The 15,430-nt window shown below is 56.1% G+C and carries 6 protein-coding genes, 2 tRNA genes and 6 rRNA genes (1 of these 14 running past the window's edge); 10 read left to right on the top strand and 4 right to left on the bottom strand.

What is annotated here, in order from left to right:
* The 8 genes from JOE27_RS16005 to rrf (JOE27_RS15970) form a co-directional block, all read left to right on the top strand.
* Positions 1-392, top strand: a 23S ribosomal RNA gene (locus JOE27_RS16005); it begins 2,500 nt to the left of the window's first position.
* Positions 393-523: 131 nt separating this feature from the next.
* Positions 524-639 (top strand): 5S ribosomal RNA (gene rrf, locus JOE27_RS16000).
* A gap of 447 nt (positions 640-1,086) precedes the next feature.
* Positions 1,087-2,623 (top strand): 16S ribosomal RNA (locus tag JOE27_RS15995).
* Between the two features lie 86 nt (positions 2,624-2,709).
* Positions 2,710-2,786 (top strand) — tRNA-Ile (locus JOE27_RS15990).
* A 24-nt stretch (positions 2,787-2,810) separates the two neighbouring features.
* Positions 2,811-2,886: transfer RNA gene (locus tag JOE27_RS15985), tRNA-Ala, on the top strand.
* A gap of 236 nt (positions 2,887-3,122) precedes the next feature.
* Positions 3,123-6,014 (top strand): 23S ribosomal RNA (locus JOE27_RS15980).
* Positions 6,015-6,145: 131 nt separating this feature from the next.
* Positions 6,146-6,261 (top strand): 5S ribosomal RNA (gene rrf / locus JOE27_RS15975).
* Between the two features lie 109 nt (positions 6,262-6,370).
* Positions 6,371-6,486 (top strand): 5S ribosomal RNA (rrf, locus tag JOE27_RS15970).
* Together the 16S, 23S and 5S rRNA genes with 2 tRNA genes alongside form the textbook arrangement of a ribosomal RNA operon.
* Before the next feature lie 54 nt (positions 6,487-6,540).
* Here the strand turns inward: rrf (JOE27_RS15970) and JOE27_RS15965 are convergent.
* Positions 6,541-7,239 carry a GntR family transcriptional regulator gene (locus tag JOE27_RS15965; RefSeq protein WP_046788330.1) on the bottom strand — a complete coding sequence of 233 codons (699 nt, stop codon included), beginning with the start codon at positions 7,237-7,239 and terminating at the stop codon, positions 6,541-6,543.
* A gap of 205 nt (positions 7,240-7,444) precedes the next feature.
* Here JOE27_RS15965 and lapG point away from each other — a divergent pair, with 205 nt between their 5' ends.
* Both lapG and lapD read left to right on the top strand, forming a co-directional pair.
* Positions 7,445-8,206 carry a cysteine protease LapG gene (lapG, locus tag JOE27_RS15960; protein ID WP_174142630.1) on the top strand — a complete coding sequence of 254 codons (762 nt, stop codon included), beginning with the start codon at positions 7,445-7,447 and terminating at the stop codon, positions 8,204-8,206.
* A 10-nt stretch (positions 8,207-8,216) separates the two neighbouring features.
* The gene (gene lapD, locus JOE27_RS15955; RefSeq protein ID WP_204919199.1) at positions 8,217-10,163 is read left to right on the top strand and encodes a cyclic di-GMP receptor LapD; all 1,947 of its coding nucleotides are present in this window, start codon (positions 8,217-8,219) and stop codon (positions 10,161-10,163) included.
* A 58-nt stretch (positions 10,164-10,221) separates the two neighbouring features.
* Here lapD and JOE27_RS15950 read toward each other — a convergent pair whose 3' ends face one another.
* From JOE27_RS15950 to JOE27_RS15940, 3 genes are read right to left on the bottom strand one after another with little or no spacing between them, the layout of a single operon-like run.
* Positions 10,222-11,580, bottom strand: coding sequence for an HlyD family type I secretion periplasmic adaptor subunit (locus JOE27_RS15950; protein ID WP_174142631.1), 1,359 nt, complete (start codon positions 11,578-11,580; stop codon positions 10,222-10,224).
* 7 nt (positions 11,581-11,587) lie between these two features.
* Positions 11,588-13,744: a type I secretion system permease/ATPase gene (locus JOE27_RS15945; RefSeq protein ID WP_115273161.1), complete on the bottom strand. Its 2,157-nt coding sequence runs from the start codon at positions 13,742-13,744 to the stop codon at positions 11,588-11,590.
* Positions 13,745-13,788: 44 nt separating this feature from the next.
* Positions 13,789-15,126 (bottom strand): TolC family outer membrane protein, encoded by a 1,338-nt coding sequence (locus JOE27_RS15940; protein WP_119687964.1) that lies wholly within the window; start codon positions 15,124-15,126, stop codon positions 13,789-13,791.
* Between the last annotated feature and the right edge of the window lie 304 nt (positions 15,127-15,430).

Below are 15,430 nucleotides of genomic sequence, written 5' to 3'. Positions count from 1 at the left end.
ATCACATCCTGGGGCTGAAGCCGGTCCCAAGGGTATGGCTGTTCGCCATTTAAAGTGGTACGCGAGCTGGGTTTAGAACGTCGTGAGACAGTTCGGTCCCTATCTGCCGTGGACGTTTGAGATTTGAGAGGGGCTGCTCCTAGTACGAGAGGACCGGAGTGGACGAACCTCTGGTGTTCCGGTTGTCACGCCAGTGGCATTGCCGGGTAGCTATGTTCGGAAGAGATAACCGCTGAAAGCATCTAAGCGGGAAACTTGCCTCAAGATGAGATCTCACTGGGATCTTGAATCCCCTAAAGGGCCGTCGAAGACTACGACGTTGATAGGTTGGGTGTGTAAGCGCTGTGAGGCGTTGAGCTAACCAATACTAATTGCCCGTGAGGCTTGACCATATAACACCCAAGCAATTTGCTTCTGCAGATTGTGGTGGTGAAGACGAAAGAACCGAAAGTTCGCAACATCACAACTATCGCATATCCGAATTCGCTGGGCTGTCCATCTGGACATTCTGGCTACAGAATTTCTTGACGACCATAGAGCATTGGAACCACCTGATCCCATCCCGAACTCAGTAGTGAAACGATGCATCGCCGATGGTAGTGTGGGGTTTCCCCATGTGAGAGTAGGTCATCGTCAAGATTCATTTCGCAAAACCCCTATCTGCGCAAGCAGGTAGGGGTTTTGTCTTTAAGTAGAAGCTATCGCTTCTCCTGGTGGGCTGAAAGCCAACCGGTGGTGGTAAAAAGGTGGTTGACAGCGTTTTTGAATGCTGTATTATTCACCTCCCGCGACGAGAGATCGAAGCGAGTTAAGTGTCTGAAGTTAAACGAGTTTCTCGCAAAAAACTTCAAAATAAACGCTTGACAGGCTCTGAGGAAAGCGTAGAATGCGCGCCTCGGTTGAGACGAAAAGCTCTTAACCAAACGCTCTTTAACAAATCGAATCAAGCAATTCGTGTGGGTGCTTGTGAGTACGGACTGATAGTCAGAAAGATTATCAGCATCACAAGTGGCCATGCGAGAAATCACATAGTCATTTGAGATTGCTGAGCCAAGTTTAGGGTTTCTTAAAAACCCAAGCAGTATTGAACTGAAGAGTTTGATCATGGCTCAGATTGAACGCTGGCGGCAGGCCTAACACATGCAAGTCGAGCGGATGACGGGAGCTTGCTCCTTGATTCAGCGGCGGACGGGTGAGTAATGCCTAGGAATCTGCCTGGTAGTGGGGGACAACGTTTCGAAAGGAACGCTAATACCGCATACGTCCTACGGGAGAAAGCAGGGGACCTTCGGGCCTTGCGCTATCAGATGAGCCTAGGTCGGATTAGCTAGTTGGTGGGGTAATGGCTCACCAAGGCGACGATCCGTAACTGGTCTGAGAGGATGATCAGTCACACTGGAACTGAGACACGGTCCAGACTCCTACGGGAGGCAGCAGTGGGGAATATTGGACAATGGGCGAAAGCCTGATCCAGCCATGCCGCGTGTGTGAAGAAGGTCTTCGGATTGTAAAGCACTTTAAGTTGGGAGGAAGGGCATTAACCTAATACGTTAGTGTTTTGACGTTACCGACAGAATAAGCACCGGCTAACTCTGTGCCAGCAGCCGCGGTAATACAGAGGGTGCAAGCGTTAATCGGAATTACTGGGCGTAAAGCGCGCGTAGGTGGTTTGTTAAGTTGGATGTGAAAGCCCCGGGCTCAACCTGGGAACTGCATCCAAAACTGGCAAGCTAGAGTACGGTAGAGGGTGGTGGAATTTCCTGTGTAGCGGTGAAATGCGTAGATATAGGAAGGAACACCAGTGGCGAAGGCGACCACCTGGACTGATACTGACACTGAGGTGCGAAAGCGTGGGGAGCAAACAGGATTAGATACCCTGGTAGTCCACGCCGTAAACGATGTCAACTAGCCGTTGGAATCCTTGAGATTTTAGTGGCGCAGCTAACGCATTAAGTTGACCGCCTGGGGAGTACGGCCGCAAGGTTAAAACTCAAATGAATTGACGGGGGCCCGCACAAGCGGTGGAGCATGTGGTTTAATTCGAAGCAACGCGAAGAACCTTACCAGGCCTTGACATGCAGAGAACTTTCCAGAGATGGATTGGTGCCTTCGGGAACTCTGACACAGGTGCTGCATGGCTGTCGTCAGCTCGTGTCGTGAGATGTTGGGTTAAGTCCCGTAACGAGCGCAACCCTTGTCCTTAGTTACCAGCACGTTATGGTGGGCACTCTAAGGAGACTGCCGGTGACAAACCGGAGGAAGGTGGGGATGACGTCAAGTCATCATGGCCCTTACGGCCTGGGCTACACACGTGCTACAATGGTCGGTACAGAGGGTTGCCAAGCCGCGAGGTGGAGCTAATCTCACAAAACCGATCGTAGTCCGGATCGCAGTCTGCAACTCGACTGCGTGAAGTCGGAATCGCTAGTAATCGCGAATCAGAATGTCGCGGTGAATACGTTCCCGGGCCTTGTACACACCGCCCGTCACACCATGGGAGTGGGTTGCACCAGAAGTAGCTAGTCTAACCTTCGGGAGGACGGTTACCACGGTGTGATTCATGACTGGGGTGAAGTCGTAACAAGGTAGCCGTAGGGGAACCTGCGGCTGGATCACCTCCTTAATCGACGACATCAGCCTGCTGATGAGCTCCCACACGAATTGCTTGATTCTTTGTATAAAGACGATGCTGTAACGCGACCCTGTTATAGGTCTGTAGCTCAGTTGGTTAGAGCGCACCCCTGATAAGGGTGAGGTCGGCAGTTCAAATCTGCCCAGACCTACCATTACATGGTTCAGCCGTAGAATACGGGGCCATAGCTCAGCTGGGAGAGCGCCTGCCTTGCACGCAGGAGGTCAGCGGTTCGATCCCGCTTGGCTCCACCACTTTTGCAGTAACTTGTCAGAACTTAGAAATGAACATTCGGCTTGAATGTTGATTTCTGGCTTTTGTCAGATCGTTCTTTAAAAATTCGGATATGTGATAGAAATAGACTGAACACCAGTTTCACTGCTGGTGGATCAGGCTAAGGTAAAATTTGTGAGTTCTGCTCGAAAGAGCAACATGCGAATTTTCGGCGAATGTCGTCTTCACAGTATAACCAGATTGCTTGGGGTTATATGGTCAAGTGAAGAAGCGCATACGGTGGATGCCTTGGCAGTCAGAGGCGATGAAAGACGTGGTAGCCTGCGATAAGCTTTGGGGAGTCGGCAAACAGACTGTGATCCAGAGATCTCTGAATGGGGGAACCCACTCAGCATAAGCTGAGTATCTTGTACTGAATACATAGGTGCAAGAGGCGAACCAGGGGAACTGAAACATCTAAGTACCCTGAGGAAAAGAAATCAACCGAGATTCCCTTAGTAGTGGCGAGCGAACGGGGACCAGCCCTTAAGTTGGTTTGAGATTAGTGGAACGCTCTGGAAAGTGCGGCCATAGTGGGTGATAGCCCCGTACACGAAAATCTCTTATCAATGAAATCGAGTAGGACGGAGCACGAGAAACTTTGTCTGAACATGGGGGGACCATCCTCCAAGGCTAAATACTACTGACTGACCGATAGTGAACCAGTACCGTGAGGGAAAGGCGAAAAGAACCCCGGAGAGGGGAGTGAAATAGATCCTGAAACCGTATGCGTACAAGCAGTGGGAGCCTACTTTGTTAGGTGACTGCGTACCTTTTGTATAATGGGTCAGCGACTTATATTCAGTGGCGAGCTTAACCGAATAGGGGAGGCGTAGCGAAAGCGAGTCTTAATAGGGCGTTTAGTCGCTGGGTATAGACCCGAAACCGGGCGATCTATCCATGGGCAGGTTGAAGGTTAGGTAACACTGACTGGAGGACCGAACCGACTACCGTTGAAAAGTTAGCGGATGACCTGTGGATCGGAGTGAAAGGCTAATCAAGCTCGGAGATAGCTGGTTCTCCTCGAAAGCTATTTAGGTAGCGCCTCATGTATCACTGTAGGGGGTAGAGCACTGTTTCGGCTAGGGGGTCATCCCGACTTACCAAACCGATGCAAACTCCGAATACCTACAAGTGCCGAGCATGGGAGACACACGGCGGGTGCTAACGTCCGTCGTGAAAAGGGAAACAACCCAGACCGTCAGCTAAGGTCCCAAAGTCATGGTTAAGTGGGAAACGATGTGGGAAGGCTTAGACAGCTAGGAGGTTGGCTTAGAAGCAGCCACCCTTTAAAGAAAGCGTAATAGCTCACTAGTCGAGTCGGCCTGCGCGGAAGATGTAACGGGGCTCAAACCATGCACCGAAGCTACGGGTATCACCTTTGGTGATGCGGTAGAGGAGCGTTCTGTAAGCCTGTGAAGGTGAGTTGAGAAGCTTGCTGGAGGTATCAGAAGTGCGAATGCTGACATGAGTAACGACAATGCGAGTGAAAAACTCGCACGCCGAAAGACCAAGGTTTCCTGCGCAACGTTAATCGACGCAGGGTTAGTCGGTCCCTAAGGCGAGGCTGAAAAGCGTAGTCGATGGAAAACAGGTTAATATTCCTGTACTTCCAGTTATTGCGATGGAGGGACGGAGAAGGCTAGGCCAGCTTGGCGTTGGTTGTCCAAGTTTAAGGTGGTAGGCTGAGATCTTAGGCAAATCCGGGATCTCAAGGCCGAGAGCTGATGACGAGTTGCCTTTAGGCGACGAAGTGGTTGATGCCATGCTTCCAAGAAAAGCTCCTAAGCTTCAGATAACTGGGAACCGTACCCCAAACCGACACAGGTGGTTAGGTAGAGAATACCAAGGCGCTTGAGAGAACTCGGGTGAAGGAACTAGGCAAAATGGCACCGTAACTTCGGGAGAAGGTGCGCCGGTGAGGGTGAAGGACTTGCTCCGTAAGCTCATGCCGGTCGAAGATACCAGGCCGCTGCGACTGTTTATTAAAAACACAGCACTCTGCAAACACGAAAGTGGACGTATAGGGTGTGACGCCTGCCCGGTGCCGGAAGGTTAATTGATGGGGTTAGCGCAAGCGAAGCTCTTGATCGAAGCCCCGGTAAACGGCGGCCGTAACTATAACGGTCCTAAGGTAGCGAAATTCCTTGTCGGGTAAGTTCCGACCTGCACGAATGGCGTAACGATGGCGGCGCTGTCTCCACCCGAGACTCAGTGAAATTGAAATCGCTGTGAAGATGCAGTGTATCCGCGGCTAGACGGAAAGACCCCGTGAACCTTTACTATAGCTTTGCACTGGACTTTGAATTTGCTTGTGTAGGATAGGTGGGAGGCTTTGAAGTGGGGACGCCAGTTCTCATGGAGCCATCCTTGAAATACCACCCTGGCAACTTTGAGGTTCTAACTCAGGTCCGTTATCCGGATCGAGGACAGTGTATGGTGGGTAGTTTGACTGGGGCGGTCTCCTCCCAAAGAGTAACGGAGGAGTACGAAGGTGCGCTCAGACCGGTCGGAAATCGGTCGTAGAGTATAAAGGCAAAAGCGCGCTTGACTGCGAGACAAACACGTCGAGCAGGTACGAAAGTAGGTCTTAGTGATCCGGTGGTTCTGTATGGAAGGGCCATCGCTCAACGGATAAAAGGTACTCCGGGGATAACAGGCTGATACCGCCCAAGAGTTCATATCGACGGCGGTGTTTGGCACCTCGATGTCGGCTCATCACATCCTGGGGCTGAAGCCGGTCCCAAGGGTATGGCTGTTCGCCATTTAAAGTGGTACGCGAGCTGGGTTTAGAACGTCGTGAGACAGTTCGGTCCCTATCTGCCGTGGACGTTTGAGATTTGAGAGGGGCTGCTCCTAGTACGAGAGGACCGGAGTGGACGAACCTCTGGTGTTCCGGTTGTCACGCCAGTGGCATTGCCGGGTAGCTATGTTCGGAAGAGATAACCGCTGAAAGCATCTAAGCGGGAAACTTGCCTCAAGATGAGATCTCACTGGGATCTTGAATCCCCTAAAGGGCCGTCGAAGACTACGACGTTGATAGGTTGGGTGTGTAAGCGCTGTGAGGCGTTGAGCTAACCAATACTAATTGCCCGTGAGGCTTGACCATATAACACCCAAGCAATTTGCTTCTGCAGATTGCGGTGGTGAAGACGAAAGAACCGAAAGTTCGCAACATCACAACTATCGCATATCCGAATTCGCTGGGCTGTCCATCTGGACATTCTGGCTACAGAATTTCTTGACGACCATAGAGCATTGGAACCACCTGATCCCATCCCGAACTCAGTAGTGAAACGATGCATCGCCGATGGTAGTGTGGGGTTTCCCCATGTGAGAGTAGGTCATCGTCAAGATTCATTTCGCAAAACCCCTATCTGCGCGAGCAGGTAGGGGTTTTGTCTTTAAGTAGGAACTACAGAGATTCGCGGGTACGTCCATAGGACGGGCCGGCACACAGAATTTCTTGACGACCATAGAGCATTGGAACCACCTGATCCCATCCCGAACTCAGCAGTGAAACGATGCATCGCCGATGGTAGTGTGGGGTTTCCCCATGTGAGAGTAGGTCATCGTCAAGATTCAAATCCAAAGCCCCTGTCTGCACTGCAGACAGGGGCTTTGTCTTTTCCGGGTTATGGCATTGGCTGGGCTGCTTGCTTGTCCAGGTAATTCCTGATAACCCGCGCACCATTGTTCAGATGCTGCTCCAGCACCCTCACTGCCTCGTCGACCAGCTTGTCACTGGCTGCATCCGCCAGTGCGTTGTGATCGTCCTGGGTCAGCTTGCCCAAGCCCATCGACGATAGATGAAAGCGCAGGAAGCGCTCTTCCTCGTTGAGCTCGTCCTCGATCAGGCGCAGTAGCTTCTGGTTCTGAGCCTTGCCGTACAGGGCCATGTGGAACAGCCGATTGAGGCGGCCGATTTCGGCGTGGCGCGTCTCGTTTTCCAATTGCCGGATGTAACCACGTGCCCGGGCGATATCTTCGGCATCGAGCAGGGGAATGGATTGGCGCAGGGCCTCGGATTCGAGCAAAACCCGCAACGCATAAGTGTCGACCGCATCTTCACCAATCAAGGGCGCCACAACTGCGCCCTTGTGCATCTCCACCTTGAGCAGCGATTGCGCTTCCAGCTGGCGCAGCGCCTCACGCACAGGCATGCGGCTGACGCCATACAAGGTCGCCAGCTCTTGTTGGCGCACGGCGGTACCGGGCGGCAGGCGGCCATCGAGTATGGCGCTGCGCAAGCGTTCTTCGATCACGCCACGGGCCAGGTTCGCCGGTAGCTGTTCGCTCGCCAGCACATTGCTCAGTTTGATTTTCTCGGCCACGCGGAGTCTGCCTCGACGACTAAAGTTGGATCCAATGACACTAGTAACAGGCAAGGGGGCTTGTCAAACCAGCTCCCCGCAATGGGGGCGGGCGAAACACGGCCTAGAGATATGGTGGATGAAGACGACTGGCAAAGGAAGCGGCACATACAAAGCATTAACTGGAAAGTCTTGGCTCCCCGACCACCGGCGGCATGATTGCAGGATGCCATTGTTTTTTATGCTGACAGACCTCACCATCGCTGCTTTCGACTGGTCTAAACAGGTCTTCGCAGTGGCGATACCTTGGGTAATCAAAACCGCCGCGCGATGTGTCGGCCTTGCCATTTTGCTGGGCAGCTTGCTGCTGGGCGGTTTGCATGCGGATTGGGATTTTTCCCAGATCAGTCGCAAGTCACAGACCCTGTATGGCCCACTGGGTGCCGGCAAGGGCCGCATCGATGCCTGGCAAGCCATGATGGCCACGCAAAACCAAGGCTCCGAGCTACAACGCTTGCAGGCAGCCAATCTGTTTTTCAACCAGCAATTGCGCTATGTCGAAGACATCGACTTGTGGCGTGAAGTCGACTATTGGGCCACGCCCATCCAGGCCTTGATCAAGGGCGCCGGCGATTGCGAGGACTACGCCATCGCCAAGTATTTCAGCCTGCGCCGCATGGGTATCCCAAGTGAAAAGCTGCGCATCACCTACGTCAAGGCCTTGCGCCAGAATCGCGCGCACATGGTGCTGACCTATTATTCAAGCCCACAAGCCCAGCCGCTGGTACTCGATAGCCTGATGGACGCGATCAAGCCGGCCAGCCAGCGTACTGACCTCTTGCCGGTCTACGCCTTCAATGGTGAAGGCCTCTGGTTGACCGGTGCTGCGGGTAACAAGAAAGTCGGTGACACCAAGCGTTTGTCACGCTGGCAGGACTTGTTAAAGAAAATGCAGGCCGAAGGGTTCCCGGCCGAACCGGTTTACTGAAGGAGCACAGATGTCACTGTTCAAACAATTGCTGTTGGCCATTTGCCTGTTCCTGGTGGTCGCGTTCAGCGGCAGTTTCATGGTCAGCCTGGAGAGTTCACGCAGCCAGTACGTCAACCAGCTGCGCTCACATGCCCAGGACGCTGCCACGGCGCTGGCGCTCTCGTTGACGCCAAACATCGATGACCCGGCCATGGTAGAGCTCATGGTCAGTTCGATCTTTGACAGTGGCTATTATTCGAGCATCAAGGTCGTCGACCTGGCCTCGAATGCGGTGCTGGTGGAGCGTCACGCGCAGCCAGATCCTGGTGGTGTTCCTGCCTGGTTCATCCACCTGATAGGCCTCGAAGCTGCCGGCGGTGATGCCATCGTCAGCCGAGGTTGGCAACAAGCTGCGCGTGTCGAAGTCATTAGCCACCCGATGTTCGCCATCTCCAAACTCTGGCAGAGCGCCTTGGGCAGCCTGGGCTGGCTGCTGCTCTGCGGTGCAGCGAGCGCGGTACTCGGAGCCTTGCTGTTACGTCTTCAATTGCGGCCGCTGGACTACATGGTCGAGCAGTCCCACGCCATTGCCCGCCGCGAGTTCCTCAGCCTGCCTGAGCTGCCGCGCACGCCCGAGTTGCGTCGTGTGGTGCAAGCCATGAACCAGATGGTGGAGAAGCTCAAGGCCCTGTTCAACGAGCAGGCCGAGCGCAGCGAGCGGCTACGTACCGAATCGTATCAGGACAGCCTTACCGGGTTGTCCAACCGCCGTTACTTTGAAATGCAGCTCAATACCCGAGTCAGCAACCTTGAAGAAGCGAGGGCGGGTTACCTACTGTTGCTGCGTGTTCAGGACCTCACAGGGCTTAACGCCCGCTTGGGCGGCCAACGCACCGACCAGCTGTTGCAGGCGGTCGGTGTACAGCTGCAGCGTACCTGTGCCAAGTTCCCGGAGACCAAAGACCTGATTTCCCGCAGCCGTGGCGGTGAGTTCGCCGTGCTCGCCCCAGGCATGGTGCACGAAGAGGCGGTGCAGCTCGCCCAGGCCTTGGAGGCTACGCTGCAGAGTCTGCACGAGACCGGCGCCACCGATGTCGACCCGGTAGCCTGTATCGGCCTTGCACCGTTCAGCCCCGGCGACGCGCCGCAAGCGCTATTGAAACTTGCCGATGAGGCCCTGGCCCGCGCTGAAAATCAGCCGACACCCGGCTGGGTTTGCCTTGAGCAGGGTGCCGCGGCTGTTGCCGGCGATAGCCATCACGCCTGGCACACGCGGCTTGAGCAAGCCTTCGTCAAAGGTCAGTTCGAACTGTTCTTCCAACCGGTTGTGGATTGCAAGGACAAGCAGCGCTTGCTGCACTACAAAGTCATTTCACGGCTGCACGATGATGAAGGCGAGGCAGTGCCGGCCGGCCGCTTTCTGCCGTGGCTCGAGCGCTTTGGCTGGATGCCGCGGCTGGATGTGCTGGTGCTCGAAAAAGTGCTGGCGCACTTGCGTAGCCATGATCAGGTGCTTGCGCTCAACCTGTCGGCTGCGACCCTGGCCGACCCCAACGCTCTGCAGCGGGTATACGATTTGCTTGGGCAATACACCGCACTGGGGCCACGCTTGGTCTTGGAAATCGGCGAAGAGCAATTGCCTGCGCAAGCCGCGCTCGAGCAGTTGACTCGACGCTTGCACGGGCTTGGTTTCGGGCTGGCGCTGCAGCGTTTTGGTGGCCGCTTCAGCATGATCGGTAACCTGGCGCACTTGGGCCTGGCGTACCTGAAGATCGACGGGAGCTACATCCGCAATATTGACCAAGAGCAACACAAGCGTTTGTTCATCGAAGCAATTCAGCGGGCAGCGCACAGTATTGATCTGCCGTTGATTGCCGAGCGGGTCGAGACCGAAGGAGAGCGACAGGTGCTACTGGAAATGGAGGTTCAAGGTATTCAGGGGCAGTTGGTGGGCGAGCCTGCCCCTTGGCGCTGACTTCGGCCTGACAGAGCAGGTGCAGCGCCCTTCCTCAGGGTGGTTGCACCTGTGACAGTCAGCGTTCGCGCAGGGCTTCAGCACGGGCCTTCATGATGGGTTTTAGCAGGTAGCTCATGATGGTCTTCTTGCCCGTCATGATATCCACCGTTGCTACCATTCCTGGGATGATCAGCAACGGTTTCTCGTCAGTGCCCAAGTGGCTTTTTTCCGTGCGCAGCTTGATCAGGTAGTACGTGGTCTTCTTGTCTTCATCGGTGATGGTGTCGGCACCGATCTGCTCCAGCGTGGCCTTCAAACCGCCGTATATGGTGTAGTCGTAGGCCGTGAACTTGACCGTCGCTTCCTGGCCCGGGTGCAGGAATGCGATGTCCTTGGGCAGGATCTTCGCCTCGACTACAAGGCTATCATCCAGCGGCACGATCTCTACGATATCACTGCCCGGCTGGATCACGCCGCCGACAGTGTTGACCAGCAACTGCTTGACGATGCCACGTACCGGCGAGCTGACCATTGTGCGGTTGACCCGGTCATCCAGCGCCCTGCCCGTGGCGGTGGCCTTGTTCAACTCGGTACGTGCCTCGTTGAGCTGGGTCAGCGCCTCGCTGCGGAACTTGCCGCGGGTTTCCTCAATCTTGCTCTGCACTTCCTTGATAGCCGCTTCGGCGCGGGGGATGGCCAGTGCGGTGGAGTCCATCTGCCCTCGGTTCTCTACTTCTGCGCGGCGCAAGCGTAGCACTTCCACTTGGGAAATAGCGCCTTGGGCCACCAGTGGCTCGGACATGGCGATTTCCTGACGCAGCAACTGCAGGCTGTTGGCGTACTGTGACCGCTTGGAGGTGAACTCGCGCAGTTCCTGCTGTTTTTGCACAAGTTGCTGTTCCAAGCCGCTGATCTCATCATGCAGTTGCTGGCGCCGGCTCTGATAGAGCGACTGCTCGCTGGCGGCCTGGCTCGGTGCGGCCTTGCGCAGCTCTTCGTCGATCTGCAGCGGCTTGTCGTCCACTTCGGCGCTCAGGCGCTGCACTCGCAGCGCCATCGCCAGACGATCGGCTTCGGTTTCGCCAACGTTGGATGCGAAGCGTGTTTCGTCCAGCCGCAGCAATGGCTCACCGACTTCGACGATCTGCCCTTCCTTGGCATAGATCTGCGCGACGATGCCACCTTCCAGGTTCTGAATTTTCTGCACTTTGGAGGATGGAATGGCCTTGCCTTCACCGCGGGTAACTTCATCGATGGGGGCCACGCTGGCCCAGATGATCATGACCAGGAAGAACGCGATGATGCCCCAGATAGTCAGGCGCACGATGCGTGGCGCGTCTTCGATCAGCGCTTTGTTGACCTCCGGCAGCGGTTGCCCGGCAAGGGACTCCGAGCCCTTGAAGTAACGGCGCAGGCTGTCCTTGAAACGCCCCATATCCAGCTTATGCAACACTGATCTGCCCCTTTTTAAGCGCATCCATGACGGCGGCTTTCGGGCCATCCGCAACAATCTGTCCTCGATCGATGACGATCAATCGGTCCACCAGCGACAGCAAGGACGCCCGGTGGGTCACCAGCAAAACGGTCTTGCCCTCGATGACCGCAGCCAGGCGCTGTTTGAGGCGTTCTTCCCCCGTGTTGTCCATGGCACTGGTGGGTTCGTCCAACAGCAAGATCTGCGGGTTGAGCAGCAGCGCCCGAGCCAGGGCGACGTTCTGCCGCTGCCCTCCGGAAAGGTTCTGGCCGCGTTCGCCGACCTGCAGTTCGTAACCGTCGGGATGCAGGCGAGCGAATTCATGCACGCCGGCCAGCTCGGCGGCTTGCAGGATCAATTCGTCTTCAATGTAGCGGGCACCGCTGACAAGATTGTCGCGCAAAGTGCCTGCCAGCAACTGAATGTCTTGCGGGACATAGCCGATGTTATGGCGCAACTCACTGACGTCGATCTGGCGGATATCCACGCCATCGACCAGCAAGGAGCCATTGTCAGCCTCGTACAGGCCGACGATGAGCTTGGCCAGCGAGCTTTTGCCCGAGCCGCTGCGGCCGATGATGCCGACCTTCTCGCCCGGGCGGATATTCAGGTTGATGCCTTTGAGCGCCAGGTTCTGCTGATTGGGATAGGTGAAATCTACACCCCGGAATTCGACCGCGCCCTGCAGCACCTGACGGCTCAGAGGACGTTCTTCGAAATTGCGCTCCTGCGGTAGCTCCATCATCTGGTCGGTGGCCACCATGGTCACCTTGGCCTGCTGGTAGCGGGCCAGCAAACCGTTGAGCGAGCTCAACGGGCCTAGCGCTCGACCGCTGAGCATGTAGCAGGCGACCAGGCCGCCCATGCTCAGGTTGCCGTCGATGATCAGGTAAACGCCAACGCAGATCATCGCCACCCCCGCCAACTGCTGGATGAGCAAGGTGATGTTCATGGCCAGGCTCGACAGCACTTTGACGCGCAGCTCGAGGCGGCTGAGGGTGCCAAGGGTCTGCTCCCACATGTACTGGCGTTCGCTCTCGGCGTTGTTGACCTTGACTGCGTCCAGGCCGGCCAGCGTTTCGATCAGGCTGGACTGGCGCTCCGATGCCAGCGCCATGGTGCGCTCCATGGTCGCCATCAACGGCTTCTGCAGCGCATAGCCGATGCCCAAAGCCAGCGGGAACGCAAGGACCGGGATCCATACCAGATGCCCGCCGATGATGGCGATGACAAGCAGGATCAGCAGGGTGAACGGCAGATCGATCAGGGTGGTCAGCGTTAGCGAAGCGAGGAAGTCGCGCAGGCCCTGGAATTCGTGAATGTTCTGGGCAAAGCTGCCGACCCGGGCAGGGCGATACTTCATCGACATGCCGACGATCCGCTCGAACAGCGTGGCTGAAATGATCAGGTCGGTCTTCTTGCCCGCAAGGTCCAGGCAGAGGCCGCGCAGGCCTTTGAGAATGAGGTCGAATATGTAGGCGAAGCCGATGCCTGCCGCCAGCACCCATAACGTCGACGTGGCCTGGTTGGGAACCACGCGGTCGTACACATTCATCACGAACAAAGGCGCAGCCAGTGCAATCAGGTTGATCACCAAGCTGGCAGCAATGGCGTCGATGTACAGCCATTTGCTGCGCATCAACGTGTCGCGGAACCAGGAGCGGGCGCGCGGGATGAGGTTGCCGTGGTTCACATCGAACTTGTGCTGCGGCTGGGCGAAGAACACTTTGCCGCTGTAGTCGCCCTGCAGCGCCTCGCGGCTCACCAGCACCTCACCGCCGTCGCTTTCACTGAGCAGCAGGCGGGCGGTGTCTTCGTTTTCCCAGCCCACCAGCACTGCACTGCGGCCCTCATTGAGCAGCAGCATGGCCGGCATGGCGATGCTCGGGATCTGCTCCAGCTTGCGCTGAAGTACGCGCCCTTGCAGCCCGGCACGGGCAGCCGCACGAGGCAGCAGATCAGGGGTCAGGCGCTGGGCCGGCAAGGGCAGGCCGGTAGTCAGCATGGCCCTGCTTGCGGGCTTCTGGTGCAGAACACACAGGGTCAGCAGACTATCCAGCAACGGGTCATCGTGCTGGCTGCGTGGATCGTGGCTGAGTTGCACTCGACTGACTTCGGATTCCACGCGGCGCTCTCTTCATCCTTGCGGGTAGATGGTGCGGGTGCGCCTCAGTTCATGCCTGGCAGGTTCACTCGCGGTTTCACATCATTCTGCACAACGGTGGCCATCGGTGCTACGACACCCTGGCTCTTGAGCAGTTGGCCAATGGTCGCCTTGATTCGGTATTGAGTAAACAATTGTATGTTCTTCACCTCAACCAGACGACGCTGAGCAGTGAAGGTTTCATTTTCACTGTCGAGCAAGTCGAGCAGTGTGCGTTCGCCGAGGCTGAACTGCTGCTGGTAAGCGCTGCGTACCCGGTTGCTGTGATCGACGTATTGCTGGGCGATAGGCAACTGGGCGTTGGCGTTCTCTTGCGCATTCCATGCCAGGCCCAGTTCTTCGTTGAGCTGGCGCAGGGCGTTATTGCGAATATCCAGCGCCTGGTTGGCCAAGTATGACTTGGACTCCAGGTCAGCCTTGTTGCTGCCGCCGGCGTACAGGTTGAAGTTCATGCGCAGCATGGCCTGCCACTCATTGTTGTGGCCGACAGTGCCGTCGATGTTGTTATCGGCCGTTCTTCCGAGTTCTGCATCGAACCGCGGATAGAAGCTCGACTTCGCTGCGTCGTACTGTTTCTCAGCCGCGGCGATGTCCGACTCTGCCGAGCGCAGTACTGGGCTGCTCTCTACCATCTGCGCGCGCGCCTCATCCAGAGTTGCCGGCAGCAGGTCGATGAAAGGCGCCGGGGCGCTCAGTTCATCCGGCATCTGGCCTACCACGCTTAGGAAGTTGGTGTTGGCATCGGCGAGGTTGGTCTGCTCGGTTATCAAATTATTGCGCGCTTGAGCCAGACGGGCTTCGGCCTGATCAAGGTCAGCCAGGCGGCCAACACCACGGCTGGTACGCAGTTTGATCTGGTCGAGGATACGTTCGTGGTTGCGCAGGTTTTCCTCGGCAAGGCGAACCATTTCGCGGCGCGACAGCACGTCCAGGTAAACCTGGGCCACGTCAAGCGCGGTGCGCTCCGAGGTGTCCATCAGCGAGTAGGCGCGGGCATTAACGGTGGCTTGTTGACGGCCTACTTCGTTAGAAGTGGCAAAACCGTCAAAAACCATTTGGCGAAGACGGATTGCTGACTCACCGCGATTGAGGGTTTCCCAGCGGTTGCCGGTGCTCGGGCTGTCAGTCCCCTCTCGTCCATAACCAGCGGTCACATCTACCCGCGGCAAATAGCCGCCCTTGGCCGCACGCAGCTGGTAATCGGCCGCCACTCGGGCGTTGACACCCGCCTGGATCTCCGGGTGCACCTCAAGGGCTTTTTGCATGGCTTCGGGCAAGGTTTGTGCTTGCAGGAAAGTGGCGGCAAAGGCGAATGGAAGAGCGGTAAACAGTGACGCACGCATTTTTACTGATCCCCGAGGGCGCTGTTGTCCTGAATCACGGCCGAAGCGGTTCAGGTCTGGAAAATGACAACCTGATTTGACCGATGAGCAGCTTCCGACGGGGCACTGGTATTAGTACTAAAGGAAGGGATAGCAACCGTTCAAATATCAATGTGACATTACATTGCCGATTGTTTAGGATGGCGACCATAAGGTCAATAGTTTGGCATAAAGTTAATAGCTGGCAGTTATAGACGATAATTTGACGTCAAGCATGCCGGAAACAGTATCGACACACTTCCGTCTGCAGTGGCTCGTGAACGCT

The sequence above is a fragment of the Pseudomonas sp. M5 genome (genome assembly GCF_016907075.1).
GTDB lineage: Bacteria > Pseudomonadota > Gammaproteobacteria > Pseudomonadales > Pseudomonadaceae > Aquipseudomonas > Aquipseudomonas putida_E.
Note: the sequence above shows the minus strand (reverse complement) of the source record. Positions and strands in the feature narration are given on the sequence as shown.